This is a genomic window from Kribbella sp. NPDC050470 (genome assembly GCF_044458365.1).
In the GTDB taxonomy this organism is placed as follows: Bacteria; Actinomycetota; Actinomycetes; order Propionibacteriales; family Kribbellaceae; genus Kribbella.
The window spans coordinates 610,545-635,748 of the sequence record NZ_JBITHV010000004.1 but is presented as its reverse complement, the minus strand read 5'-3'; the positions used below and the strand labels follow the sequence as shown (position 1 = coordinate 635,748).

The 25,204-nt window shown below is 66.4% G+C and carries 22 protein-coding genes and 1 riboswitch; of the genes, 11 read left to right on the top strand and 11 right to left on the bottom strand.

Features of this window, described 5'->3' with window-relative positions; all coding sequences use genetic code 11:
- Positions 1–23 precede the first annotated feature (23 nt).
- The 4 genes from ACIBGM_RS15015 to ACIBGM_RS15000 all read right to left on the bottom strand — a co-directional run bounded on the left by ACIBGM_RS15015 (position 24) and on the right by ACIBGM_RS15000 (position 6,698).
- Positions 24–1,973, bottom strand: a complete 1,950-nt coding sequence (locus tag ACIBGM_RS15015) for a helix-hairpin-helix domain-containing protein (protein WP_396385795.1) — start codon at positions 1,971–1,973, stop codon at positions 24–26.
- Positions 1,964–2,785 (bottom strand): PP2C family serine/threonine-protein phosphatase, encoded by an 822-nt coding sequence (locus ACIBGM_RS15010; RefSeq protein WP_396385793.1) that lies wholly within the window; start codon positions 2,783–2,785, stop codon positions 1,964–1,966. Before ACIBGM_RS15010 ends, ACIBGM_RS15015 begins: the two co-directional genes overlap by 10 nt.
- Positions 2,770–3,450 carry a VWA domain-containing protein gene (locus ACIBGM_RS15005; RefSeq protein WP_396385791.1) on the bottom strand — a complete coding sequence of 227 codons (681 nt, stop codon included), beginning with the start codon at positions 3,448–3,450 and terminating at the stop codon, positions 2,770–2,772. The genes ACIBGM_RS15010 and ACIBGM_RS15005 overlap by 16 nt, the downstream gene beginning before the upstream one ends.
- 1,085 nt (positions 3,451–4,535) lie before the next feature.
- On the bottom strand, positions 4,536–6,698 hold the full coding sequence (locus ACIBGM_RS15000; RefSeq protein WP_396385789.1) for a DUF262 domain-containing protein: 2,163 nt from the start codon (positions 6,696–6,698) through the stop codon (positions 4,536–4,538).
- A 321-nt stretch (positions 6,699–7,019) separates the two neighbouring features.
- Between ACIBGM_RS15000 and ACIBGM_RS14995 the strand changes: the two genes are divergently transcribed.
- The 5 genes from ACIBGM_RS14995 (at position 7,020) to ACIBGM_RS14975 (ending at position 11,022) form a co-directional block, all read left to right on the top strand.
- A complete protein-coding gene (locus tag ACIBGM_RS14995) occupies positions 7,020–7,283 on the top strand; it encodes a hypothetical protein (protein WP_396385788.1) in 264 nt (87 codons plus the stop codon).
- A complete protein-coding gene (locus tag ACIBGM_RS14990; RefSeq protein ID WP_396385787.1) occupies positions 7,280–8,455 on the top strand; it encodes a hypothetical protein in 1,176 nt (391 codons plus the stop codon). The genes ACIBGM_RS14995 and ACIBGM_RS14990 overlap by 4 nt, the downstream gene beginning before the upstream one ends.
- Positions 8,456–9,454: 999 nt before the next feature.
- On the top strand, positions 9,455–9,598 hold the full coding sequence (locus tag ACIBGM_RS14985) for a hypothetical protein (RefSeq protein ID WP_396385786.1): 144 nt from the start codon (positions 9,455–9,457) through the stop codon (positions 9,596–9,598).
- A gap of 277 nt (positions 9,599–9,875) precedes the next feature.
- Positions 9,876–10,757, top strand: a complete 882-nt coding sequence (locus ACIBGM_RS14980) for a universal stress protein (RefSeq protein ID WP_396385785.1) — start codon at positions 9,876–9,878, stop codon at positions 10,755–10,757.
- A gap of 79 nt (positions 10,758–10,836) precedes the next feature.
- A complete protein-coding gene (locus ACIBGM_RS14975) occupies positions 10,837–11,022 on the top strand; it encodes a hypothetical protein (RefSeq protein ID WP_396385783.1) in 186 nt (61 codons plus the stop codon).
- A 133-nt stretch (positions 11,023–11,155) separates the two neighbouring features.
- On the opposite strand, the gene ACIBGM_RS14970 is transcribed toward ACIBGM_RS14975, so the two are convergent.
- The 5 genes from ACIBGM_RS14970 to ACIBGM_RS14950 form a co-directional block, all read right to left on the bottom strand.
- Positions 11,156–11,395 carry a hypothetical protein gene (locus ACIBGM_RS14970; protein WP_396385782.1) on the bottom strand — a complete coding sequence of 80 codons (240 nt, stop codon included), beginning with the start codon at positions 11,393–11,395 and terminating at the stop codon, positions 11,156–11,158.
- Positions 11,396–11,717: 322 nt separating this feature from the next.
- Positions 11,718–12,446, bottom strand: coding sequence for a DivIVA domain-containing protein (locus ACIBGM_RS14965; RefSeq protein WP_360518493.1), 729 nt, complete (start codon positions 12,444–12,446; stop codon positions 11,718–11,720).
- Positions 12,443–13,654 carry a globin domain-containing protein gene (locus ACIBGM_RS14960; protein ID WP_396385780.1) on the bottom strand — a complete coding sequence of 404 codons (1,212 nt, stop codon included), beginning with the start codon at positions 13,652–13,654 and terminating at the stop codon, positions 12,443–12,445. Before ACIBGM_RS14960 ends, ACIBGM_RS14965 begins: the two co-directional genes overlap by 4 nt.
- Positions 13,655–13,656: 2 nt before the next feature.
- Positions 13,657–14,133 (bottom strand): group 1 truncated hemoglobin, encoded by a 477-nt coding sequence (locus tag ACIBGM_RS14955; protein WP_396385779.1) that lies wholly within the window; start codon positions 14,131–14,133, stop codon positions 13,657–13,659.
- A 726-nt stretch (positions 14,134–14,859) separates the two neighbouring features.
- Positions 14,860–15,570: an alpha/beta fold hydrolase gene (locus ACIBGM_RS14950; protein WP_396385778.1), complete on the bottom strand. Its 711-nt coding sequence runs from the start codon at positions 15,568–15,570 to the stop codon at positions 14,860–14,862.
- A gap of 153 nt (positions 15,571–15,723) precedes the next feature.
- On the opposite strand from ACIBGM_RS14950, the gene ACIBGM_RS14945 reads away from it, so the two are divergent.
- From ACIBGM_RS14945 to ACIBGM_RS14925, 5 genes are all read left to right on the top strand, one after another.
- Positions 15,724–16,476, top strand: a complete 753-nt coding sequence (locus ACIBGM_RS14945) for a class I SAM-dependent methyltransferase (protein ID WP_396385777.1) — start codon at positions 15,724–15,726, stop codon at positions 16,474–16,476.
- Positions 16,473–18,179 carry a ferritin-like domain-containing protein gene (locus tag ACIBGM_RS14940; RefSeq protein WP_396385776.1) on the top strand — a complete coding sequence of 569 codons (1,707 nt, stop codon included), beginning with the start codon at positions 16,473–16,475 and terminating at the stop codon, positions 18,177–18,179. Before ACIBGM_RS14945 ends, ACIBGM_RS14940 begins: the two co-directional genes overlap by 4 nt.
- Positions 18,176–19,051, top strand: coding sequence for an RNA polymerase sigma-70 factor (locus ACIBGM_RS14935; RefSeq protein WP_396385775.1), 876 nt, complete (start codon positions 18,176–18,178; stop codon positions 19,049–19,051). Before ACIBGM_RS14940 ends, ACIBGM_RS14935 begins: the two co-directional genes overlap by 4 nt.
- A gap of 199 nt (positions 19,052–19,250) precedes the next feature.
- A riboswitch (TPP riboswitch) is annotated at positions 19,251–19,367 on the top strand.
- The gene (gene thiS / locus ACIBGM_RS14930) at positions 19,358–19,564 is read left to right on the top strand and encodes a sulfur carrier protein ThiS (RefSeq protein ID WP_360518472.1); all 207 of its coding nucleotides are present in this window, start codon (positions 19,358–19,360) and stop codon (positions 19,562–19,564) included. Its footprint overlaps the riboswitch before it by 10 nt.
- Positions 19,565–19,568: 4 nt before the next feature.
- Entirely contained in the window at positions 19,569–20,354 is a 786-nt protein-coding gene (locus tag ACIBGM_RS14925; RefSeq protein ID WP_396385774.1) for a thiazole synthase, read from the top strand.
- Here the strand turns inward: ACIBGM_RS14925 and ACIBGM_RS14920 are convergent.
- On the bottom strand, positions 20,351–22,258 hold the full coding sequence (locus ACIBGM_RS14920; RefSeq protein WP_396385773.1) for a DUF6807 family protein: 1,908 nt from the start codon (positions 22,256–22,258) through the stop codon (positions 20,351–20,353). The genes ACIBGM_RS14925 and ACIBGM_RS14920 overlap by 4 nt on opposite strands.
- Positions 22,258–23,730: a family 43 glycosylhydrolase gene (locus ACIBGM_RS14915; protein ID WP_396385772.1), complete on the bottom strand. Its 1,473-nt coding sequence runs from the start codon at positions 23,728–23,730 to the stop codon at positions 22,258–22,260. Before ACIBGM_RS14915 ends, ACIBGM_RS14920 begins: the two co-directional genes overlap by 1 nt.
- A 121-nt stretch (positions 23,731–23,851) precedes the next feature.
- Between ACIBGM_RS14915 and ACIBGM_RS14910 the strand changes: the two genes are divergently transcribed.
- Entirely contained in the window at positions 23,852–25,198 is a 1,347-nt protein-coding gene (locus ACIBGM_RS14910; protein WP_360518460.1) for a sugar ABC transporter substrate-binding protein, read from the top strand.
- Positions 25,199–25,204: the final 6 nt, after the last annotated feature.

Here is a 25,204-nt window from a genome sequence, read left to right as displayed (position 1 = left end):
GGCAAGACCCTAATTCAAGACCTCTAATTGACGAGCGACAGGTCCGATTGAGCTTGGGCGAACTGCGCGGCCGCCTTGGCCAATTCAGGATGAAGCGCCCGGGTATTCGCCTCTGCTTGACGAGTCGCGGTTTCTAGCAAAGTCTTTCCATTCATCAAAGTTCTTTGAATCTCGGCTCTGCGAACGCTGTACCTTGCCTGTACTTGCGTCTCGTCCGCCCTCAGGGCAGGATCCGCTGGGTTGAATTTGAACCGTCTTTCGCAGTTTGCCCGCCAAGCGAGCATGTTTTGTGTAAGCCGCTCTCCGAATCCGCGGATCTGCATTACCGTCGGCCCGCTGACATCTGCGGCGGTTTCGATTCCGAATGATCTCAGTGCTGCCTTCTTCACGGGTCCAATGCCGGGAATGTCCGCGCTGTCGATGAAGCATCCCCGAAGATGACGCTCTTGCGCCCGTTGGTGCGCGGTGCGTTGGAGTTCAGCAAGATCATGAGCCTCCATCGTGGCCAGATGCGAAAATTCTCCGCGCAGGTCAGCCATTGTCCTCTTCTGTCGTTCAAACGACATGGCGACCGACTCATACTGGCTATTCAGACGTTCAAAAACGTCCTTGGCGCTATCGAGAGCCGCCTGTCGCCGCTGCCTCTCAGCCTTCAGAGGCTTCGCTACAAAGGCGATGATGACCAGGACAGCGAGGGCGGCGCCGGCGAAGAGCGGCCAGAACGTGCCGACGGAAATCGACAGAACTATCGTCGTCATCACCGTGGCCCACCTTGCCCAAGCAATTATTCGCTTCGATGGCACACCGGCCGGGCGAGGCAGCGGGCTGCATGCGGAAGGCGATGGAACTGGCGCCGCGGCAACCGCCGGTGGCCTGACCGACTCGATCTCGCGCCACACCTTAGTGATGTCAAATGTTGACGGGATGCCTGAAGGTCCGCGCGGTATAACCAGTGGGAGAAAGAAGAAAACGCCTTGCTGATCAAGGCGGCACCACGGACAGTTTGCAGCGGGCGCGGCGAATACGTGGAGGGGATTTCTGCTGCATGCCTTCACCGACTTCAGAACGCGATCGAGTTCCACGACCCATTCGCTCGCTGTGGGACGTACGGTGCGCACTCCTTCCTCGGTAAATGCGCGAGTCAGCAGCGCACCAACGGATTCTGGAAGGAGCGACACCGCGATACTCCGCGGCGGCGGCGTAAGGCCGCGAAGTGAGCTGTCTCGACTGTCCGCGTACCGGAATGCTCGGATGTCGTCGGACATGTCGTTGCCGACGTCCGACCTAAGAGGAACTCCACTAAATGGGTGTCTTCCGCCGAGGAGGAACTGGAATACGAGGACGGCCAATCCAAAGTTGTCGTGATTCGGCGTCCGGTCGAGAGATTCGAATGAGTCCAACCCCTGAAGCTCCGGCGGGGTGAACTCGGGAACACCTACTCGACACCTGAATGTCTTCCCGTTCGCGCGGATCTGAAAAGAATCACTGTCGATTAGAGCAGCTCGACCATCATTGCCGATGAGCACTCCGTTCTGATTCACATCGCCAATGACGTGTCCGCGCGCATGAACTGCCTCAACTGCGGCCGCCGTGTTCCTGGCGGCCAGCAGGAGAAAGTCCCATTTCCGGTTCGGCTCTTCCCGCTTTCTATGTGCCGGACTGTACACGGCGTGCGCCGGTTCCCGGCCGCCCATCTTGGGCATGGTAAACCCGATGATGGGTCCGCCTGGCCGCTCATGCAAGGTCTGTTGCGGCCAGGCCACGAACGAGTTCAGAGTCGCGTCACTTCGGCCAACCATCTCTCGCAACTTAACTTGATGCGAATCGTCTGGCACCTTGTGATAGACCTTCGCAACCTGGCCAGCGTTGCGTTCGATGACGAATACAGACCCCTCACCCCCGCGGCCCAATTCGGTACCCAGTTCGATATACTCGCCTTGTGCGTTGATCAGCCGGCGCCGCGTTAGAGGCACGGTACTTCTCCTATGCCTTCGTGTGAGGGATTAGGCTGCCAGATAGCGAGAGCAATTGACTTATCGTCGTCAGTGCGCGCGTTCACTAAATCACTCCTCAGGAAGCGGGTCAGGGCTCCTTGAAGCGGGTGTTTAGCGTCAGGCGGCATCTCCGTTGACTCGAGCGCCTCGAAGAACGGGCGGAAGAAGGGGGCGTGTGGAGTGTTTGTGGCCTGATCGACGCCTAACGACTGCAGGCCATCTGTAAACACCGCAGCGCGTTCGATCCGCGCCTGCACGCATTGAATTTGGACGAGAGTCGATGCATCGACGTCAGTGAGGAAGCAAGTCGAGTTCGCGTACTCACCATTCATTGGCTGCGTTAGGCACACAAGGCCTCGACCGAGGTCTACCACTACGCCACCATCGCCTAATTGGATGACGATAGTCCCGAGCGAGTCTTCCGACAGCAATGCCAAGTAGGTGCAGGCATAATCCCTCGGCTTGAGTCCTGCGCGGAGGGCATGCTCCTCCACCTTGTTACGGGCAGCGCTGATCAGATCCTGCGCAAGTTGCTCATCGAAGTCGAGGGCACCGGCCGCTGAACGTTCGCTTAGCAATCGCAGTGATGCTTCGACCGCCAATTCAGCTCCCGTGCCACCCTCTGATGCGCTGCCGGCGCCATCGCACACAAACATGGCAAGCACGGGTCCGCCGTCCGCCGTCCGCTCGACGCTTACTGCAACCTCATCTTGGCAGGGAGTGCCTGCACGAGCATGGGATGTGCCGATTTCGGTGCCGAGCAGGTAGCGCCAACTCAAACCGACGCCCATCCGCTCGGCGGTGTGAGCGGAACGTCCGTACCTGGCACAGATTGCGACACGGATCGCAGCGAGGCTGACAGCCACATGAACAACTCTCTGAATCGCATGCCTTCAAGCTTGAGCGCCGCTCGAGCTGCGATTGCGTCCAGTGTCTGCATTTCCGCGCCCTCAACGCCAACCGCGAAGAAGGCGAAATTCTTCGAATCCTCGCCCTGTTTCACCAGGCCGGCCGCATGTTGCCAACTGTCTGTGGGAGCGCCATCAGTGATTAGAAAGATCCAGGGTCGGTAGTATTTGACCCCGTTCGCCCGATACTCGGCCTTACGGTCGTTGACCAAGCCAATCGCACGCTCGATGGCGGCGCCCATGGGCGTGTCTCCCTGAGGAATCAGGGTCGGGGCATCCCACGCGCCTGCACCAACGAAGTCATGCAGTGTGGTGACGGGGCCGAAAGTGACCGTCGCGATTTCTACGCGCTTTTGGGCCAGATCGTCACTTTCGAGGTCCTCCTTGAACTCCTTGAGCCCTTGATTCAATTCAGCAATCGGGCGACCTCTCATGGAGTACGAAACATCCAGGAGGAGGACGCAGGGACATCGGGGTTCGGGGTTCATGGCGAAGTCGGAGTCGCCATGAGCGAAGTTGAACTCTTCGTATGAGATCTGGTCAGACATAGAACTTACCCCTCCGGTTACGGCGTCAAGCTGATCACGATGTGCCAGCCTCGACTGCCACACCCCGCCCGCTACATCGTTGAGCCGGATGCGTTCGTTACGCTGTGTCGCCCCGAGCAACGCGAAGGCTACCCGGCCAGCGTCTTGATGACTGTGATGACGAAGGTGGCGGCTGCGGCAACACTCACTCCGTCCACCGTGACCTTCCCGACTAGCTTGATGCTCCATTGGGTTCCAGGCCCGGTGACCGCCGACGCGAGGTGGCTTGATCCATCCGGGTTGAAGCAGCCATATGCCGACCAGCAGCGCGAGGCGTAGAGCCTGTGTCGTCACCGGGTCGGCTGCGACGGGCTTCCTTGACTCCGCGAGGCTAGCGAGATCACGAAAGGTCAGCTGTGCGGCGTCGAACAGTCCTGACCGATCACGTCGCTTGCGAGTCCGTTGCCGCAGAGTCCGTTGCAGGATCATCGAGGCGCTGCGCAATGCTGCGCGTTGCGCGTTGCCGCGGCATGCCAAGTTGCCACAGGGTGTTCGGGGACAGATCGGGCACCGGGCGAAACCTGATCGACGTCGGCTACCGGCCAAGTTCTGGGTAACAGGGCGAACTTCATGTACCGCAGGAGTTGGTCCGCGAGCCGGAGTTTCTGTTCCAGCCACACGCCGCCGATGACGAGTGGTCTCATGAGCAGCCCACTGGCCAGCGACGGCGGGCCGCATGGTGGTGGCCGGGCTCCACCGCGCCGGCAGCACGCCGAGGAACCACCAGGGTCTGCAGGCCATGGTCGCTGTGGAGCTCTCACTCCCAGAGGCTTTCCGCAGCTTACGACCTGCAGCTACGTCCAGACGTTGCGTCCGCTTCAACTGCATGGAGCGGCAACTCTGCAATCGCGGCGGATAGACGCCATGAGTCGGCATCCGGGCCAACCAGCCCTAGGGCAGAGCGGGTTCTGGGGTCCTGGCAACGATGGGTGGGGCTTGCGCTGCGCTTCGATAAGGATGCACGTCGGAGTGGCCGGCCGACATTTGTGGCCACAGTGTTTTCCGGCCGGCACGTTCTCCGATACACGCACAGTGCTTGGACTTCTTTACTCGGGCGGCGGCATCCCTTCCTCGTCATCGTTGTCGACCTCGACACCGAACTGGACCGAGTACTGGCCCCTGAGGTCGTCAAGCCTGGTGCCGTTGCCAGCATCGACCTCCCAGAACGTCCACCCATTCGTGCTTCTCTTGCATACGGCACGACCGGCGCCGGAGGGGCTCTCGTAGATCCTGTCGCCCACCTGCAGCGATCCGTCCGGCAAGACCGTCGCCTGGACGTCACTGAACCGTCCCCGACCGGTAAGGGCTTGACCGACTTTGAGCAGCCCTTCGGAGATCAGTGCATCCAGACCGATGTAGGACGTGGGTTGAGTAGCTGCCCCCGAGTGAGCGCCCGTGTGCCCGGCTGGGGTGGGCCAGATCTCCAGGATCGCACGCGCCATTTCGGTGGTCCGCGTGTCGATCTTCTGCTCGTCCCACCCGTCCGCGCCGGATGCCCGCACATTGTTGTTCATCAGCATCACGTCGTGCTGCGCGAGGTGGGCAATCTTTCCGTTCACGCCGAGCCAAGGTCCGTTGCTCACCTTGCTGTTGAGACCGCGCGTAAGGAGAGTCAAGTTGCCCAGAACGTGAACATGGTTGTCTCGCCGGAGGCGTGCTGCAAGGTCTTCGACCGGCCAGTGGGTTTGCCAGTGCTGGGGCAGGATGTGTTCGATCGCGTGGTGGTCGCGAGCTATCCGTTGCCCGGCGTACGACGGTCGGTCGCTGTCGTACCCCCGGAAGTGGTCCTCGATCGCTTCGAGCACCATGCGCAGCCGACCACGACGTAGCCGCCGGTAGATTGGCGCGGTGGCTAGCCATGTCTGCACTTCTTCGTCTGCGGGCCAGTAGAGGTTGCCCGAGGTCTGCTCTCGGAGGATCCGCTCGGTGACGATTGCGGCTTCCTGCCTAGGGCTGTCCTTGAGCTCGTGGAGCAGGAGTGCGATCAGGTCTGAGTAGCTCTGCGTCGAGAGGCGGAGCAAGGACCTGCGGACGAGCCAGCTTTCCAGATGCGTGAGAAAGCGCTCCTCGACGGCAGGAGCGACCGTTTCCAGGGCAGGGTCTCTCAGCCAGATGAGCAGGGGTTTGGTCGCTTCGGAGTCCAGGGCGCCGATTCGGTAGACGAACAATGTCAGGCGGTCGAGGGCGCCGTCCTTGATGCGTGCGGCCTCGGTCCACGACTGGTAGTTGAGGGCAGCACGATGGATCGTGGGCAGCAGGTCGCCCATCGGTGCGTTCGAATCGTGTGTCGTGAAGTACTTGAATCGGGAGAACACCTCCCGCACGCCGATAGGCTCGGCGGTCTGGGCGATGAGCCACTGGTTGAGAAACAGTGAGCTGCGCGCCATAGCGTTGCGGCCGGCTCCGACTTCCTTCTCCCAGAATGCAGTCTCGAAGAGCTTCCAATACTTCTCGTAGGCGGCCTCGCTCTCGTTGGCCGGAAGGTCGAGGCGCTGGAAGACGAAGTTCTTGATGAGATCAGCAGCGGTCAGCGGCGTCCCCCTGGCGTTGAGCGTCTCGAAGATCTCTTGGCTGTCCTCGTCGGCCTCGAGTTGGATCACCACCAGCTGCAATCCGTTGAGCAGCACCTGGGTCAGGGCCTCGGCGCGGGATTCGCTGTCTTCCCTCGACAACCAATCCGTCATCTCGTCGCTGAAGAACTGGTGCGCCTGCGTCATGCGGCTGTCTTGGTGCGAGAGCCGTGAGTAGGCCACCGGAAGCGTCGCCGCCATGACCTCGTTGAACGCGGCCCGGTCACGGTTAGTAGGCCAAACCTTGAACCTGTCCTCGGCGGTGCGGCAGAAGTGCTCAGGATTGCGAATCAGGTCCTCTACCTGGCGTGCCAGGGTCTCCGAGCCCACCAGCGTCAGAGCTTGATGCGCAGCGTCGAGAAGCAGTTGCATCGTGGTGAGCCGCTGCTGACCATCGATGATGGTCCAGTACGGCAGATTTCCCACGGACGCCGACTGATTCTGCAGGACTACCGCCCCAAGGAAGTGAGGGCTGGGACGCATGCCCGAGTGCCTCAGGTTGGCGTGGCGACGGATGTCGTCCCACAGCATTGTCCACTGGTTCTCGCGCGTCCATACGTACGGACGCTGGAACAACGGGACAAGCAGACGCTGAGGCATGAAGAACACCTCATGCGGCGTCCTGACCTTGGTCTCCACACTTCCTCCACACGAGTCTACCTTGCTCACACCCTAGTCAGGTCGGATGCCCATCTTCGCCGAGCAATCCCATACACGAAAGGGAAGGCTCTGAGGTCAGGCAGGCCTAGCGCCTTCCTACAGCGCTCGAACGCGGCGTTTCGAGTGCCTATTCACTGCGCGACGAGCATCAGGAAGAGGCCCGCCGATCCGAATTCCTCCCCGCGCGTCGTAAACTCCCGCGGCCGATGAGACTGTTGCTTGGTTGACGAAACGCCTGGTCTTGTCGGAGGCGTCTGTCACCATGCGACCAGCACAACGTGGAGCGACGCCAGGACAGAGATGACCGACGAGATCGAGCCGGATCCGAACACCGAGATCTCCGGTGCCGCCGAGGATGGCGAACTCGAGTACGAGGCTATGCCTTCGACTGCGCTTGTGCAGTTCGAAGATGGACTCGCGGTTCTCTATGGCGACCATGTGCCCGACGGCGTCGAGCTCATCCCGTTCACACTCATCGGCGACGCTACCCGCGCCTCGATTTCCACCGTCATCCCGGACGCCGTCGGCTTCGGCAACAACCGTCGCTCAGGGAGTGAACGGTGATGCAGGCGCAGGGCCTCGTACGTCTAGCTCCGCAGACGCTCGAGCAGCTCAAGACTGCGGCTCCGCTCGTGAAGGACGGCTGGAACCTCGGCACGCTCGCCAGCGAGGGGAAGTTCGTTGCGCAGGTGCGGTGGGTACCCGCGGGCGCGGCGACCGCAGCATCCGTCATCGCCTCGATGGCGCCGGCGCTGACCTTGATGGCCATCCAATTTCAGCTCAACCAGATTGCCGACCTTGCCCAACACAGCATCGAGCTCACCTCGAAGGTCCTGCAGGTCGTGCGCCAGGAGAAGTGGTCGAAGGCGGCCGGCTACCACAACACGCTCCTGAAGGAATTCGGCCATGCCTGCGAGGTTGGTGATGTCACCGATGCCATCTACAAAGAGATCCGCGCTGGTCATCTGATCGACAGCGCTAGGGCGAACCCAAGGGACGCGACACTGCTAAACAAGCTGGTTGCTGATGCTCAGGTGCTCCACGACAAGACCCTGGAGGAGACAGACTGGCTGCTCGAACAGCTCGCTCGCGAGTTCGCTGTCATCGGCGAGTTGCCGGGCAAGCGGACGTTCAGGATCGGCGGGACCGCGATGCCCGAGCAGCGAAGGACGCGAAGCAAATGGTGCGGCAGCTGCAGCGGGCACTGGCGAGGATCCGGGGCAAGAGCCGTCCAGTGGAGCCAGAGCCACTCGTTCTGCCGTCGATTGGGGTCTTCGACGGAGCCGTTCCGGAAGCCCTTAAGCGCACCCTACCGCTGCGACTGGAGCCGGGTGAGCGGGTCCTTGCGCTTGCCGATCTATCGTGCGACCGCTGGGACCTGCACTTCCGCGATGCTGGCTGGGTTGCGATCACCAACCGTCGTGTTCTCATCACTAAGCAGGACTCGCTCCGTCGCCTGGGCGCCATCGACATCCAGCTCAACATCGACGACATCCGCTAACGTCCGTAGGCCAGACCGAAGCGACAAGGCTCCCGCCGTGGACGTCATCACAAAAGACACGAGCCTCACATTGAAGTTTCACTCCTGGGCGAAGAGCGGCGCGCAACGTGCCGAGGCCGAGCGCTTCGGTGAGCTTCTCGCGAGTTTCATGGAGCTCCCGGCGTCTGAGGTGCCGACGGTTCGAACCCCTGAATTGGACACCGGTGAGCAACTGCCCCGCGCCATCGAGGCGTGAGCACCCGTGTTCGTCCATTCGGACGACCGCGAGTCCAGCGAGTTCTACGCGGCGGGTGGGTCGCCGATCTTGCGCACTTTGAGGGGAGCCAGAAGCTTGCGACGTGGTAACGACCGACGACCTGGTCGCGCTGGGTTCAGCTCTTCCAGAGTTGCTGTCGTGGCGCTGAATCTTCCGCACCCCGATCCATTCGGAATGGGGCCGTTCTGTCGCCTTCGCGCAGACGGCGGCCCCGCAGGAACCAGGGGTCTATGTCTGGGTCGTCGACGGGTAGATCCACTACGTCGACACGGCGGTTGGAGGATTCGGGCTGGTCCAGAAGGTGAAGGGCCAGGTCCACCGCCTTTACTCGGCAGAATGAACGGAAGCTGCCGGCTGCGCGTGGTTACCGATGAGAAGTCCGGCGCGGTGAGTCCGCAGGTCGCGGGTAGGTTTGGCAATTGATGACAAATGATGAACGCATTCTTGCTAGTGTCCGCGGGTTGTGGGTTCGAGTTCCCACCGGGCCTACCGTGTGATGTCTCAAGACATCGGCACAGCTCCGAACCCTCGGTTGTGGTCGGGGCTATGTCTGGACGATGTTCAGGGCGCGCAGCCGTCTCCGGGCCGTTGCGGCCGCCATTCCCGCCCGGTGACCGGGTCGTATAACAGTGCCGTTGTCGGTCAGCGTGGAGGCCGGGATCCCGTGCTGCGTAACGGTTTCGCGGAACGTGGCCACCACGATCGGGCCGGTGATCCGGACGTGGGCGGTGCCCGACAGGCATACCGGGCATAGTCGTCCAGCCAGGTGACGATCTCCACATCGGCGCCGGGCGGGCCATCGGCGCGGGTGTGGCGGAAAGTGGGTGAATTCGACTGCCAGCACTTGTTGGGTTGTTCGGCGGCGAACCGCACGTACGACCGCGGCCGCTTCCCCGGATCCGGGACGACCGCGCCCGAGCGGGTCAGGATCCGGTAGACCGTCGCCCGCGACATCCTCATGTCGTGGTGGTGTTCCAAGTGCCAGCCGATCGTATCCGCCCCAGCATCCGGACCCTGCTCGGCCAGCTCGTGCGCAAGGCCTACACCAGCTACACCGTCGGGGTCGCTGTCGCCCGCGGCGAGGTCTTCGGCCGCCGCGACCTAGGTTCGAGCGCCGCGTGACTCTCGACTCGGTACGGGCCAGCAACTCATACACCCACGACAGGGCCGGCGACCACCTGCGCCACCGACCGCTTCTTCACCACCACAGCCGTGATCACCAACCGGGTTCGACATGCCCGAACCACAACAACCCGTCCACGACCTCCCGAGACATCAGTCCGGTATGTCGTGAGAACCCCGTCCGGGATGTCCGGGGGGCTTGCTGAGCTGGCGGGTGTTGCGCGGGCTTGGTGCGGGCTAGGTTCGGGTTTGCGGCTCGATCGCGGGGAGGACGCACATGACAGGTCGGATCGTCGTTGGCATCGATGGATCGCAGCACAGCGGCAGCGCGCTCGAATGGGCGGTGGCCCGGGCACGCCTCGGAGGCGAGGAGCTCGAACTGGTCAACGCGTACAGCGTTGTTCCTGAGGTCAGCTTCTACGGCTACCACAGCATGGCAAGCCAGCCCGTGGAGTGGTACGTCGAGTTCTCCGAGCAGGTGCTCGACGCCGCGGCGGCGCGGGTACGCGAGCTCGCGCCCGACCTGACGTGCACCCGGAACTCGAGTATGGGCCACCCCGCCCATCTGCTCGCGGACGCTTCCGAGGCCGCGGACGTGGTGGTCGTCGGCCGACGCGGGCTGGGCAGCGTCGCGAGCGCTCTGCTCGGTTCGGTGAGCAATCGGTTGACGATCCAGGCGAAGTGCCCGGTGGTCGTCGTCGGGGAGGACGATTTTCCGGTGACGGGCCCGATCGTCGTGGGCGTCGACGGGTCGCAGTTCGGCACCAACGCGCTTCGCTACGCAATCACCGAGGCCGCCGTGCGCAAGACCTCGGTGAGAGCCGTCGCCGCTTACGACGTTCCGCATCACGCGTTTGCGGAGGACCCGGAAATCCTCGTACAGATGCAGGCGGAGGTCGAGGCAGAGGCGGCCGGCACCATCACCCGAGCGCTCGACGAGGTGAAGGGGACGGCCCCTGCGTCGGTGAGCGTGGACCACGTGGCAGTGGAAGGCGGCGCCGCCGAAGCGATCCTTGGGCACGCCGACGACGCGCAGCAGATCGTGGTCGGCACCCACGGCAAGGGGCTGGTACGACGGATCCTGCTCGGGTCGGTCAGCCGGCGAATCCTGAACGATGCCGACCGGCCGGTCGGCATCGTCGATCTTCCTGACAGCTGATCGTCGCCTCGGCAGAGACGTTCCTGTCCATCGTATTGGTCAGGTGCGCGGCGTACGACGTATCTGAAGTGACCGCGCTATGACTGCGATCGTGCGCGGGATTGCCTGGCTCGGGGTATTCGTCGGGATCTGCGTGGCGCCGCTGGTGTTCGCGCTGATGAGTACGAGCCAACCGGGGCAAGGTTTCTGGGCCGCGCTGGTCCAGGTGCTGTTGGTGGACTACTACGTCGACAGCATTTGGAACCGGTGCTGTGGTCGATCATGACCGCGGCATTCGTCTGGCTGCTGGTCTGAGTGCGGGTGCTTCGTCCACTGCGGATACGCCGGCTGTCGTGGACGGTCGAACGGATCACACCGGAACGCGACGGTACGACGGTCCTCACCCTGCGCCCGGACGGTCACGACGGCATGCGCTTCGACCCCGGCCAGTTCGCGTGGATCACGATTGGCAGATCGCCGTTCTCGGTCACCTCCCACCCGTTCTCGTTCTGCTCTAGCGCCGAGCGGAACGGCAGCCGGGCACGGACGTCTATGTGGACGGGCCGCACGGCGTGTTCTCGATCGACCAGTACGAAGGCGCCGGCTTCTGCCTGATCGCCGGTGCCCGGCCCGTCGTCCTGTTCGCCGGCAGCCGCCACCGGGCTGGATCGGGGAGTCCGGGTGCATCGACGCGGACATCCTCTCCCGCCACCAGCCTGCGGGCCTTCAGCGCTTCCAGACGTCGATGCTCGCCGCCGTGGAGACAGCGTTCGTCCGAATCGGCGCGCCGGCTGACCGCGTCCATACCGAGCGTTTCGACTGGGTCTGAAACAGACAAGAACTGAAGGCACCTCCGCGCCGCTGTGCTGGGTGTTTCTTGCGAATTGGGTTGTGCCGGCGCCGTTATCCGAGCGGGTGGCGGACGGCCAGTCGCTCAGGGCCGGCCGGCTCGGCGACGGCTGGGTACTGGAGTCCCTGCCATCATGGCTTCTCGGGCGACTCGAAGCGGGCGGTGTCGGCGCTGACGCGCCAGGAGATGTTGACGTTCGGGTCGCGCGAGCCTGCCGCGCCGGCAAGGCCGTCCTGAGTTGTCAGGATGGTGTCGGCGAGAGAATGCGAGCCACGTCGCACGCTATCTGGTTGGTCGGTGCTGGTCACGTCGGTGAGCCTGTCGACCTGCTCAGCGAGTGCGTCGAGCACCGATTTGAGTTGAACCTGCGCAACCCGGGCGAAGGTGCGAACGTACTCGACCTCCGGCACGTGCGGAACCGGATCTGCACCAGGCTCGGCGGACAGGCTTGCAGCTGCGGAGTTGTCGCGGGCGGCGCGCTGCGCCTCGCCGCGGGCGCGCTCGAGGATCTGGCGCTCCTGGGCCCGGGTGGCGGTCATCATGTCGCGGGCATGCTCGACCGCCTCGGCGACCAGACTGTCCGCCACTTGCTGTGCCTGACTGAACAAAGCGATGGCCTGCGGGCTGATCCCGGCCGAGTCGGCCTCGGGGCCGGCGCTGCCCAGCTTTTCGCGCAGTGACTCGATCTCCGCCCGCAACCGGGCGCGGTCGGCGTCCGCCTGCTGGATCTGGTCGGCCAGCCTGTGCAGATAACTTCTCACCTCGGCCTCGTCGAGACCTCGCATACGGTGCGAGAACTGCGCCTCCCGCACCGAGCGCGGGGACAGTCCCGCCGTGGCTTCGTGAATCGCGTGTGTCATCGGTCCCCTCCCTGAACCAGCTGCTGCCCACTCATCCGGCCGCCGGTCGAGTCGAGTGGCGGCTCGATCGGCCGACTGACCGGCGTGGTGTCGCCGGCGAATTCCTCTCGGCGGATCCGCTCGGCCGGCACACCGGCTGCGGTCAGTTGCGCAACAGTGTGCCGCACCATGCCGGCTGAACCGCACACCATCACCAGCCGTCCGTCGGCGGAGGCGTGCTTCGCCGCCACGGAGCCCACGGCGCCCCGCAGACCCGGGTACGACGGGTCGTCGGAGATCACCTCGCTGTAGTCGAACCACGGCCGGGCGGTGAGCTGACCGAGCAGGTTGCGCTCGTACAGACTCCACGGCATCCGGGCGCCGTGGAACAGGTGGACGTTGGGGGCGACCCGGGTCGCCTCCCACTCCCGGTCGATCTGCTCCAGCACCGCGCGCAACGGAGCCAGCCCGGTGCCGCCGGCGATCATCTGCAGGTCGCGCTGATCCTCGGCCGCGCGAGTCAGCGCCTGCCCTACCGGGGCGCCGAGGCGAACGACCTGGCCGGGCATGAGGCTGCGGACGACGGCCGAACTGACCTGGCCGCCGTCGATCAGCTGGACGTGCAGCTCCACCGATCCGTCTTCGCGTGGCGCGTTGGCCGGACTGAAGTACCGCCACAGCCGCGGCCGCTGCGGGATCTCCATGGCCACCGACTGGCCCGGGCGATACACCAGCGGCTGTCTCGGCAGCAGTTGCACGACGCTCACATCGAGGGTGCGCCGCTCCACCGAGACCACCTCGGCCTCCCACCACGCTGGGGTCCGGTCGGCGGCCTCCTCGGCTGCCTGCACCATCACCTTCGCGATCAGCCCGTAGGCCCCGGCCCAGTCCTCGGCCAGCTGAACCGTCCAGGCCGGCCCGAGGAAATGCTGCAGCGTGGCCAGCAGCGACGCGCCCACCGCGGAGTAGTGCTCGGCGATCACCGAGAACCGCCGGTGATCCCGCCCGAGCTGCTCGATGAACGGCAGTACCTCGTCGACTTGATCCACGTTGCTGACGATCCGGCCGAGTGCGCCCACGAGCTTGTCGCGCTGCGCCGACATCGAGGTCGGGAACAGCGTCCGCAGCTCCGGATGCGACAGGAACAGATGCGAGTAGAAGTGCAACGGCACCTCATCGCCGGACTTGGCCACCAAAGCCCAGCTGTCCTTCAACGCCGCGGTATCCATCGTCAGTCGGCCCCAGCCGAAGTGTGCTGCTCACCCGCTTCGACCCGACTCGAGGTGCCCGATTCGCCGGACGTGGTCGACTGCGTGACGACATCACGCTCTGTCCCCGCCAGCGCGACCCCGACCCGCTCAATCACCTCCGCCGGGACGCCCGCCTCCTGCATCGCCATCACCAAGTGAGCGACCACCCGGTGAAAGTCATCTCGAGACACCTTCAGATCGCGGTGCGCGTCGGCCAACTCTCGGCCGTCGTACTCCGCCGGGCCACCCAGCACCTGAGACACCAACAACACTTGATGCCGCCGCAGACGGGCCAGGTCCACACCGTCGAAGTAGCCGCCGAGCTGCGGGTCGGCCAGCACGATCTCGTAGAAGCGGTGGACAACTCCCGACACCGCCGGCCCGCCACCGATCAGGTCGTAGTCACTCACCCCGGCGTCCGGCCGCTCGCCACCGTCGATGTCGTTCTCGTTCCCCATACGTCTCCTCATCCCGGATCCATACACTTTCAACAATCCCCGAGCCGTCGAGCACGCCGGTGACGCTACCCCACCCCGGCGCCACTCACACCTGCTTCGCGACTTCCTTACACAGCAGCGCAACAGACACAGCGAAACCCCACTACACCAGGAGGATTGAGCCGCGCAACACTCCCGCGCGAATGCGCTGGTGCGGCCTGCGCCGAGGCGAGTCTCGTGTCCGAGTCCGGGTCATCGACCTCAACGTCGCAGGCGATCCGAGCCCGGTGGGCAGCTGGCCCGCGACGCCCGGCCACTGCGAGTCCGCCGCGGCCCCCTACCCTAGCCTGGTCCACGCCTGACGGCTCAACCCGCGACACCGAGTTCCTCGCTGGTCTCCACTCGAGGAGCCGGCACTATTCGTACCATTGCTGCTCACCCCGGAACCCTACCGTCCAAGCCCACGAATCATCCGGCGCGGGTAGGCGCGGTCAGCACGGGGAATGCCCGGTGCGGCGAGGGCACTGATGGCTCGTACGGCGCTGTCAGTCCAAATTCATCGCGGGTGCGGCGGTAGCGCTTGTAGATCACGCGCGAGCCGAACGTCGGCCGGGTCCTTCGTCGCCGACGGTGGCGCCGTACGCCGAGTCCTCCACGGCGGCCTACCCGCCCAGACGGGTGATCAAGGGTCACCAAACCCCTGCCGGGGCGCCTGCCCAGGGTGCTGCCGGCAGGGGTTTGGTGGGATCAGGCGCCGAGGGCTTCGAGGATGGTCTCGGTGACGGCGGCGGGCTGGGAGACGCTGAGGGCGTGCGAGGCGCCGGCGATCTCCTTGTGGCCCTTGGCGGCGGCGCGCTCGGCCAGGTAGCGGTGCAGCTCGACGGGGATGTTGCGGTCGCCGTCGCTGAATACGAACCAGGACGGGAGCGACTTCCAGGCGGGCGTCTCGGCGGGCAGGCCCTCGGTCAGGGCGGCCTCGGTGACCGGGCGCTGGGTCGCGGCCATCACGGCGGCCTGCGCGTCCGGGACGTCCGCGCAGAACTGCTGCTGGAACACGTCCTGCCGGATGGCGAACTCGTTGCCGCCCGCGACCGGGTAGGCGTTGAGCGCGTCCCCGAGCGTGCTGCCCGGGAACTTCACCGAGAGCTGGAACGCGTTCTCGCCGTGGTCCGGGGCGAACGCGTCGACGTAGACCAGGCCGACGACGTTGTCGTTCTGCGCCGCCGCCTCGGTGATGACCATGCCGCCGTACGAGTGGCCGACGAGCAGCACCGGCCGGCCGATGCCGGCGATCACGTCGCGGACGTAGGCCGCGTCGGTGGTCAGGCTGCGCAGCGGGTTGGCGACCGCGACGACCTCGAGACCGCGCTCGAGCAGTCGTTCGACCACGCCGTTCCAGCTGCTGGCGTCGGCGAAAGCGCCGTGCACGAGTACGACGGCAGGACGTTGGTCGTTCATGGGGAACTCCTTCGGGAATCGGTGTCGCAAGCTCAGACATGGCAGCTTGCGCGTTTGTGACCGGAGCTCGATGTCACGGCTGTCACACGCCGCCGGGCTGGCCTGTCTTAGCTCGCGACGGACAGCAACTGGGGTGCTCTTGGAGAGGTTCGGATGACCGCTGCGGCGATGGTTGCCGAGTTCGACGACGTGGCCGGGTGGACGGCGGACGCCGTACGACAGCTGGGCGACCGGTACGCCATCCCGGCCGCATGCCGAGGAAGCGCCAGCCCGACAGCGCTGGCCTGGCTGGCCGAGGCCTGCGAGTTGTCCGCCGGCATGCGCCTGCTCGACGTCGGCGCGGGCGTCGGCGGACCGGCCGCCTGGGCGGCCGAACGATTCGGCGTCAGCCCGATCCTGCTCGAGCCGATGCCTGCCGCGTGCCGGGCCGCGTCCACATTGTTCGGCTTGCCCGTCGTACTGGCGGACGGTCGTCGGATTCCCGTGCGTACGGCGTCGGTCGACGTCGCATGGTGTCTCGGTGTGCTGTGCACGGTCGAGGACAAAGCGACTCTCCTCAGTGAGATCCACCGCGTGCTGGTCCCGGGTGGGTCCGTCGGCCTCCTCGTCGTAATTGCCCAGGGCAAACAACTGCGACGGCTCCCGGACGGCAACCACTTCCCTGGCCAGCGCGAGCTGGACACCCTGCTGGCGGAAGCGGGGTTCGACGTCCTGGAGCAGATCGAGCGGCCGGCCGACGTACCCCGGTCATGGTCGCTCAGGGCAGCCGAGGTCGCCGCCATGGTCGAGGCCCGGCACAGCTCGCACTCCGCTTACACGCTCGCCGCTCGACAGGGGCGGCGGCTCGCCGATCTCTTCGAAGGCGGACACCTGTCGATGCAACTGATTCACGGGAGAAAAGCATGACGTGGACCTTGGAAAGCCTTCGGGAGCACCTGCAGTGGGCGGTCGAGCTCGAGCACGCGACGCTGCCGCCGTACCTGTGCGCGCTGTACTCGCTGGACCCGCAGCGGAACCCGGAGGCCGTCCAGGTCGTGGGCAGTGTCTTCTCTGAGGAGATGCTGCACCTCGCGCTCGCGGCCAACATCCTGAATGCGGTCGGCGGCCGGCCGCACCTGGACAAGCCCGAGATGCTGCCACCGCATCCACGGCGGATGCCGCACGGCGACCGCTCGCTGCAACTGTCGCTGGCGCCGTTCGGGCCGGAGGCGCTGGAGATGTTCCTCCGGATCGAGCGGCCGGCGCCGCCCGGCGGCCCGGCAGAGGGCGACAACTACGAGACGATCGGCCAGTTCTACGACGCGATCGAACGCGCGCTGATCGAGCTGTGCGACGAGCTCGGCGAGGACGCGGTCTTCTGCGGCGATCCGGCCCGGCAGGTCGGCAAGGCCCACTTCCGGCACAGCGGCGGCCGGTTGATCGTGGTCGACAGCCTCAAGTCCGCGCTCGAGGCGCTGGAGGAGATCGTCGAGCAGGGCGAGGGTACGGCGCGTGGCGAAGTCTGGGATGGGGATGCGGACATGTTCCATCCCGACCGTGACGAGGTGGCGCACTACTACCGCTTCCAGGAGCTCAAGCTCGGCCGGCGGTATCAGCGTGGTGACACCCCGGAGTCCGGTCCGACCGGTGAGCCGATCGGCTTCGACGTGAACGGCGTACGCCCGATGCGGCCGAATCCACGGCTGACCGACCACCCGGAAGGACACCCGATCCGGGTCGCCCAGGAGGAGTTCAACCACACGTACTGCGCGGTGCTGCACCTGCTCGAGCAGACGTTCAACGGCAGTCCGCGGATGCTGTCCGTTGCCACCGGCACCATGTATGCGCTGAAGGCCCAGGCCGAGGCGCTGATGCAGATGTCCGACGACGACGGCTTCGTCGCTGGTCCCACGTTCGACTACGTCACGCCGGCGGCGCGTGAGTGGTCGGTCGGCGAGTCGCAGCGGGTCGCCGTACTGCCGAATGGTCCGTACGTCGTCTACGGCCGGGTGCCGCTGCGGCGCAAGCTCAAGATCGTTTCGGAGAACAACGACTCGCTCACCTGGCAGACGTCGGCGGCCATCGAGACCGAGGACACGTACGCGCTCTGCCGGTGCGGCCGGTCCGGCTCCAAGCCGTTCTGCGACGGGACCCACGCAGTGGTCGGCTTCGACGGCACCGAGGCCGAGCCGATGGCGCCGTACGGCGAGCTGCAGCACGTCCACGACGGCGTCGGCATCTCCGCGCAGCGGGTCGGCGAGCTGTGCATCCACGCCGCCTTCTGCATCGGCCGGACGCGTCCGATTGCCAAGATGCTCGCCGACACCGAGGACAGCGACGTACGCTCCGATGTCATGGGACGAATCGACCACTGCCCCTCGGGGTCCTACAGCTACGCGCTCGAGCGCGGCGGTCAGTCGATCGAGCCCGACCTGCCGCGGGCGATCTCGGTGCTCGAGGAGGAGGACGGCCAGGCCAGCGCGTTGTGGGTCACCGGCGACCTGCCGGTGCACCGGGCGGACGGGCGGCTGCAGGAGACCCGCAACCGGGCGACGTTGTGCCGGTGCGGTCACTCGTCCAACAAGCCGTTGTGCGACGGCACCCATCGCGAGATCAAGTTCCACGAATGACCTCGGCCGACTTGGAGCAGGCCGCGGCGGTGTTCGCCGAGGTCCGGGGCCGGCTGTTCGGCATCGCCTACCGGATGCTCGGCAGCGCCGCCGAGGCCGAGGACCTCGTCCAGGACGTGTGGTTGCGCTGGCAGACCACCGACCGCAGCAAGGTGACGAACCCGGCGGCGTACCTGGCGACCGCGATCACCCGGCTGGCGATCAACGCGACCCAGTCGGCACGGGTACGGCGGGAGACGTACATCGGCCCGTGGTTGCCGGAGCCGGTCGACACCAGCGCGGACCCGTACCTCGGCGCCGAACGGAGCGAGGCGCTGGAGTTCGCCGTACTGCTCATCCTGGAACGGCTGACGCCGACCGAGCGGGCGGCGTACATCCTGCGGGAGGCGTTCGACTACCCGTACAGCCAGATCGCCGAGATCATCGGGTCCACCGAGGCGGCCTCGCGCCAACTGGTCAGCCGGGCCCGCAAACGCATCGTCGCCGAGCGGCACAATCCGGTGACCGGTTCGGAGCAGCGCGAACTGCTGACTGCCTTCGTCACCGCCGCGCAGTCCGGCGACCTCGAAGAGCTCGAACGCCTGCTCGCCGCCGACGTCGTCAGCTACTCCGACAGCGGCGGCGCCGCGCGGGCCACCCGCTACCCGCTGGTCGGCGCGGACCGAGTGGCGAAGGTCCACAAGGCCTACGCATCGACGTTCTGGGAAGGCGCCGACGTCGAGCTCGGCACCGTCAACGGCCAGGCCGCCGCAATCCTCCGCCGCAACGGCACCACCTTCGCCGTACTGACCATCACCGCCTCAACAGCCGGCATCGAACAGGTCCTCTGGGCCCTCAACCCCTCCAAACTAACCACCTTCAACGCCGCCTAGCAGCCTCCCACTCGCCCAGACCCGCCGCCGAGCAAGACCGCCCCCGACCCGCCAACTCCTGCTCGCTGACCAGCGTGAGAACCGGCGTACCCGGCCGTTAGCATCCGCGTCGGCTGCACAGAGAGGTCACCCTGCGCGGCTGTGACATCGGACCGGGGTTTGGACCTGGGTTGTTTCGGTGAGGTGCGGTGGTTATCGTCGAGGGAGCCGCGGGAGCTCACGCCAGAGTGGGCTGAGAGGGCGACTGACCACGGTGTCGCCGACCGCTGAACCTGTATCGGGTAATGCCGGCGTAGGGAGGACGCGATGGCGTACGACGTGTGGGTGAACGGTGAGGCGACGACAGTCCCGCCGGATCGATCCGTTGCCGAACTGGTCCGGGAGTACTCCGACCGCGAGACCGGGATCGCGGTCGCGGTGAACCAGACCGTGCTGACGCGCGACGAGTGGGCCGGTACGACGCTCACGGACGGCGACCGGGTCGAGATCGTCAGTGCGGTCCAGGGTGGTTGAGGACATGGTTGAGCACATGGACGATCCGCTGGAGCTCGGCGGCCGGATCTACACCTCCCGGCTGATCATGGGGACCGGCGGCGCCGCGAACCTCGAGGTGATGGAAGAGGCATTGCTTGCCTCAGGCACCCAACTCACCACGGTCGCGATGCGCCGGCTCGGCACCGGCCACGAGGGCTCGATCCTCGACGTACTCAAGCAGCACGGGATCGACGTACTGCCGAACACCGCCGGCTGTCACACGGCGGCAGAGGCCGTGCTGACCGCGAGGCTCGCCCGGGAGGCGTTGCAGACCGACCTGATCAAGGTGGAGGTGGTCGCCGACGACCACCTGCTGATGCCGGACCCGATCGAGTTGCTGGATGCGGTCGACGCGCTGGTCGCGGACGGTTTCACGGTGCTGCCGTACACGAACGACGACCCGATCCTGGCGCGCCGCCTGGAGCAGGCGGGGTGCGCGGCGGTGATGCCGCTGGCGGCGCCGATCGGCTCCGCGCTCGGCATCCGCAACCCGCACAACATCGCGCTGATCGCCGAGGCGGCCAACGTCCCGGTGATCGTCGACGCAGGCATCGGTACGGCGAGTGACGCAGCGCTGGCCATGGAGCTCGGCTGCGCCGCCGTCATGCTCGCCACCCCCGTCACCCGCGCCGAAAAACCCGCCCTGATGGCCGCCGCAATGCGAGACGCAGTCACCGCAGGCCGAGCCGCCCGCCTGGCCGGCCGAGTCCCCCGCCGCTGGCACTCAGCCCAAGCCTCCTCACCGACGACCGGTCTGCCTGCTTTCTAGGTCGACTGCTGCAGCCTCTCGGCCAACTCCGGGGCTTCGGTGAGGTCGATGGAGCGGTCGAGGAGGAGGGCGGACAGGGTGAGGTGGAGTTGTTGGTCGGGTTGTAGGGCTAGGGCGCTTTGCCAGGCTAGGGCTGGGCCTGCGCCTACGTAGTCGGTGGCGCGGAGGAACCAGGGGCGGACATCGGCGGGTTGGGCGAGGAGCAGGGTGGTGACGGTGTCGCCGCGTTGCTGGACGAAGGCGAGCCAGGGGCTGAGCGAGCCGTAGGCGGCGTCGGCGCCTTCGCCGGCCTCGCTCAGTACGACGGTGTTCTCGGCGGACGGCAGTCGCCAGAAGATGCCGCCGTACCCGGCGCCGGGACGTCCCGCGGTCGCCGGGCTGTCGATGCGGATCGGTCCGTAGCGCGCGGTGAGGACGCTGTGCCAGTCGAGGCGCCAACCGCCTTCGGCGAGCGAGCCGCTGAGCTGTCGGCGTTCCACCAGTTGCGGCCGGCCCTGTTCGTCGTACCAGGTGATCTCGTCGGTCAGCGCGTTGCCGGGCCCGTCGTCGACGGTGACTCCGCGGCTGCGCTGCTGGCCGTGATTCGTGAGCAAGGTCGGACCACGTCCGGGGAGGAAGGTACGACCGCCCCAGTGCGACGTCCCGTTGACGCCGGCAACGGCCAGCGACACACCGTAGTGGTGCCGGTGATCCACTGGGCTCACCTCGGTCAGTGGATGGCCGCCAAGCGTCCGCACCGGGTGCAGATACGGACGCGGCGAGTGCACCTGTGGCATCCGCCGTCCGAACTCGTAGTGCGCGAGCAGCCCGGACTCCGACCCCAGCACGAAGATGTCCCCCTGCTGCTGCCAACGCACTGGCCCCAAGCGCCCCCGAGGCGCGTCGGACTGCAGCCGCGTCGCCTGCGGAACCGGCCCGGTGCTCGCCCGCAACGCCAACCGCAGGTCCGGCACCCCGTCCAGATCCACCTCGGTCCCGGCGATCTCGGCGTACAACCGCCGCCAGGCCAACTCCCCCATCCCCTGCTGCGGGACCCGGACAGTCGTCAGCGACGGTACGGCGAACCGCGACAACCCGATGTCGTCCATCCCAGCCACCGACAGGTCCGCAGGTACGGCGACCCCGACCTCGTTGAGCCGCGCCAGCAGACCGAATGCGACCAGATCGTTGAACGCCACCACGGCGGTGACATGTGAATCCAGCACCTGCTCGACCGCGCCGTAGCCGTCCTCGATCGACGAGCCGCACTCGAGCCGGACGAGCTCGAGTCCGGGGATCTCGCGTTCGGCGATCTCGAGCGAGCGCAGGCGGTCCGTGTTCGACGCGCTGCCGACCGGCCCGGCCAGGTAGGCGAGCCGCCGGTGCCCGAGGCCGACGAGGTGGTCGACCACGATCCGCACCGCGCGACCGAAGTCGACGCCGACCGAGGCCACATCGGACGGCCCTTCGCGGTTGACCAGGATGACCGGCTTCACGTCCGGCAGCAGCTCGAGCAGCCGCTCCTCGGCCAGCCGCGGCGACACCAGGATGAGCGCGTCGCAGCGGCGGCGGGCCTCGATCGCGATGTCCGCCTCGGCCAGCGGGTCCTCGTCCGTCTCGGCGACCAGGACGCGGTACCCGGCCGCGGCCGAGGCGTTCGTGATCCCGCGCATGATCTGCTGGAACAGCGGGTTGCCGAGGTCCGGCACCACCAGCGCGACCATGTTCGTCCGGCCGAGGGACAGGTTCCGGGCGAGGTCGCTGGGCCGGTAGTTCAGCCGGTCGGCGGCGGCGCGGACGCGTTCGGCGATGTCCGGCGCGACCGTGAGGCGCCCGTTCATCACCCGGGACACGGTCGCCCGCGACACCTCCGCCGCACGCGCGACGTCGGCGATCGTGATCGAGTCCTTCGGTGTCCTGCCCATCAAGCCGTCTCTCGCTCGGTGACCCGCACGGGACCGAACACAGCCCCGCCACCGTCCATCGTGCCCTGCGGGGCCGCCGCGAACAGCCCCACCTCGGCCCCGATCCACCGGCCTTCGACGGCCTGGAAGACGCCGGCTTCGACCCACTCACCGCCGGTCCGGTACGAGAAGCGCACGAGCGCATTGTCATCGACGTCGGCGGCCAAATCGACGTACGGCGTCTCCAACTGAGCGTGATGCAGGACGTCCTCATCCGGTGTGCCCCGCTGCCGCAGTACGACGTCGACGCCGGTCGGAGTGCGGTGGAGCCCGAGCCACGCATAGCTCTGACCGAGTACGACGAGACCCGCGCGAGCCCCCGGACCGCCGCCGTCGAGCCGGACCGAGGTCTCGAACCGGCGCCGGTGACCGGGCAGCTGCTGCCCGAGCACCTGCGGGAGATTCCGCAGGTCGCCGTCGTCCTCCGGGAGCACGGCCAACCGCAGTGCGCCGGCCTTCGGGGCGTCGTACCACTCCGGCCGTGGGTTCGCCTGCCAGTGCCAGATCGGCGACAACTCGGGGCCCTCGAAGAGATCAGTGCGATCCGGCTCGCCGAGGACGACCTCGCCCTCGCCATGTCGCAGTACCGGCTCGCCGTCAGTCCCGATCACCGGCCAGCCGTCGACCCACCGCATCGGCTGCAGGTGGACGACGCGTCCCACCGGTCCGCGATCCTGGAAGTGCAGGAACCAGTCCTCGCCGTCCGGCGAATCCACCCACGCCCCCTGATGCGGCCCGTTCACCGGCGTCGACCCCTGCGCGAGGACGACGCGATCCTCGTACGGACCGTACGGCGACCGCGCCCGGAACGCCGACTGCCATCCGGTCGCGACGCCACCGGCGGGCGCGAAGATCCAGTAGTACCCGTCCCGCTTGTAGAACTTGGGTCCCTCGAGGGTCGTGTAGCCGGGAAGCTCGTCGCCGTCGATCACCGTGCGGGCCGGCCCGACCACCCGGTCCAGCGTGGGTGAGACCTCGCGGACGGTCAGCCGGTTCTTGATCCCGGCCCGGCTCTTCGCCCAGCCGTGGACGAGGTAGCAGCGGCCGTCGTCGTCCCACAGCGGGCACGGGTCGATCAGGCCGCGGCCGGCCAGCAGCAGGTGCGGCTCCGACCAGGCGCCGGCGGGATCCGTGGCGCTGAGCACGAAGATCCCGTGGTCCGGATCGGGGTAGACGATCCAGAACCGGCCGTCGTGGTGGCGGATGCTCGGCGCCCAGACCCCACCGCCGTGCCGCGGGATCTTGAAGTGCTCGACCGGCGGAACCTCGCGCAGGGCGTGGTTGACGAGCGCCCACGAGACCAGGTCGCGAGAGTGCAGGACCGGGAGCCCGGGCGCCCGGTTGAAACTCGACGCGATCAGCCAGTAGTCGTCGCCGACCCGGATCGCGTCCGGGTCCGGCCAGTCCGCATCGAGCACCGGGTTCACGTACACAGGTCTCGCCCTCCGATCGGGAAACCGCCTTCCGAACCCTATTGCGAGCCCGGTGCGCTGTGTTACTTTCTCACGAAGAAACCGGTTTCTTCAACTGTTCCGGCGTGGAGAGAAGGACAAGATGAGGCGTACAGGTTGGCTGCGGACCACGGCGGTCGCAGCCGTGGCCGCCTTGGCGATCGCGGGCTGTGCCGGCCCGACGAGCGGCGGCGGCGAGCAGGCCGCGAGCAACCCCGACGACTGGGGCGAGGCCAAGGGCACGGTCCAGTTCTGGGACACCAACGCCAATCCGGCGCTGTCCAAGAAGTGGGAGAAGCTGATCGGCGAGTTCAACGCCGCGAACCCCGACGTCAAGGTCGAGTACGTCGGCCTGCCCAACTCGTCGTACCTGCAGAAGGTCGACAACGCGCTGGCCTCCGGCGAGATCCCCGACGTACTGCTGATCGGCAACGACGTCGCGCACCTGATCGCGCAGAACGCGCTGGTGTCGCTGGACGACGCGTACGAGAAGTCCGGGCTGACCGGCAAGGTCGACCCGACGATGATCAGCAACGAGCGGCGGAACTCGGCCGATTCCAAGCTCTACAAGGCGCCGCTGAGCGCGCTGTCGGACGTGATCTGGTACCGGACCGACTGGCTGAAGCAGAAGGGCGTCGCGGAGCCGAAGTCGTACGACGAGTTCTTCGCGATCACGCAGCAGCTGACCGAGAAGGACAAGAACAAGTTCGGGTTCGCGTTCCGCGGCGGGCCGGGGTCGATGCCGCCGATGTTCGCGATGACGTACGGCCAGGCGGGGATCGGGACGTTCTTCACCGACGACGGGAAGGCGACGTTCAACGACCCGGCGGCGGTCAAGGCGCTCGAGCGGTACGTCGGGCTCTACGGGACCGTCAGCGCGCCGGCCGACCTGTCCAACGACTACGCGAAGATCGTGGCCGCATTCGACGGCGGGTCCGCGTGGGCGACGCACCACAACCTCGGCTCGACGCAGGACCACTTCAAGGCGCTCGGGCCGGCGAACGTGGCCGGCGTCCAGCCGTTCCCGAACGCCGACGGGGTGGTCACCGCGACCGCACCGGCGATCTCCGGACTCGGGATCCTCGCGAAGAGCGAGAAGAAGGCGGCGGCGTGGAAGTTCGTCGAGTACATGAGCACGACGGCCAATTCGGAGTGGTGTGAGGCGGTCGGCCAGGTGCCGGCGAACACCGAGGCCGCGAAGGCGTCGTGGGTGCAGCAGTCGCAGCCGCTGCGGGCGATCGTCGAGACGTCGAAGAACCCGAAGACGCAGTACCTGCAGCTGCCGACGTACCTCCCGGACTGGTCGAAGATCCTGAAGACCGAGATGGAGGCCGACTTCCAGAAGCTCCTCCAGAAGCAGCTCACCGCCCAGGCCTTCGCCGACAAGTACGCCACCCGCTTCGAAGCCGCGAAGCAGGAGTACGACGCCTCCCTCAAAACCGGCAAGTAAGCCCAC

Excerpts from the sequence above, each read along its gene's own strand:
- ACIBGM_RS15010 (WP_396385793.1), bottom strand. The coding sequence starts at position 2,785 with ATGGGCGTCGGTTTGAGTTGGCGCTACCTGCTCGGCACCGAAATCGGC.
- ACIBGM_RS15005 (WP_396385791.1), bottom strand. The coding sequence starts at position 3,450 with ATGTCTGACCAGATCTCATACGAAGAGTTCAACTTCGCTCATGGCGAC.
- ACIBGM_RS14995 (WP_396385788.1), top strand. The coding sequence starts at position 7,020 with ATGACCGACGAGATCGAGCCGGATCCGAACACCGAGATCTCCGGTGCC.
- ACIBGM_RS14980 (WP_396385785.1), top strand. The coding sequence starts at position 9,876 with ATGACAGGTCGGATCGTCGTTGGCATCGATGGATCGCAGCACAGCGGC.
- ACIBGM_RS14975 (WP_396385783.1), top strand. The coding sequence starts at position 10,837 with ATGACTGCGATCGTGCGCGGGATTGCCTGGCTCGGGGTATTCGTCGGG.
- ACIBGM_RS14965 (WP_360518493.1), bottom strand. The coding sequence starts at position 12,446 with ATGACACACGCGATTCACGAAGCCACGGCGGGACTGTCCCCGCGCTCG.
- ACIBGM_RS14960 (WP_396385780.1), bottom strand. The coding sequence starts at position 13,654 with ATGGATACCGCGGCGTTGAAGGACAGCTGGGCTTTGGTGGCCAAGTCC.
- ACIBGM_RS14955 (WP_396385779.1), bottom strand. The coding sequence starts at position 14,133 with ATGGGGAACGAGAACGACATCGACGGTGGCGAGCGGCCGGACGCCGGG.
- ACIBGM_RS14950 (WP_396385778.1), bottom strand. The coding sequence starts at position 15,570 with ATGAACGACCAACGTCCTGCCGTCGTACTCGTGCACGGCGCTTTCGCC.
- ACIBGM_RS14945 (WP_396385777.1), top strand. The coding sequence starts at position 15,724 with ATGACCGCTGCGGCGATGGTTGCCGAGTTCGACGACGTGGCCGGGTGG.
- ACIBGM_RS14940 (WP_396385776.1), top strand. The coding sequence starts at position 16,473 with ATGACGTGGACCTTGGAAAGCCTTCGGGAGCACCTGCAGTGGGCGGTC.
- ACIBGM_RS14935 (WP_396385775.1), top strand. The coding sequence starts at position 18,176 with ATGACCTCGGCCGACTTGGAGCAGGCCGCGGCGGTGTTCGCCGAGGTC.
- thiS (WP_360518472.1), top strand. The coding sequence starts at position 19,358 with ATGGCGTACGACGTGTGGGTGAACGGTGAGGCGACGACAGTCCCGCCG.
- ACIBGM_RS14925 (WP_396385774.1), top strand. The coding sequence starts at position 19,569 with ATGGTTGAGCACATGGACGATCCGCTGGAGCTCGGCGGCCGGATCTAC.
- ACIBGM_RS14920 (WP_396385773.1), bottom strand. The coding sequence starts at position 22,258 with ATGGGCAGGACACCGAAGGACTCGATCACGATCGCCGACGTCGCGCGT.
- ACIBGM_RS14910 (WP_360518460.1), top strand. The coding sequence starts at position 23,852 with ATGAGGCGTACAGGTTGGCTGCGGACCACGGCGGTCGCAGCCGTGGCC.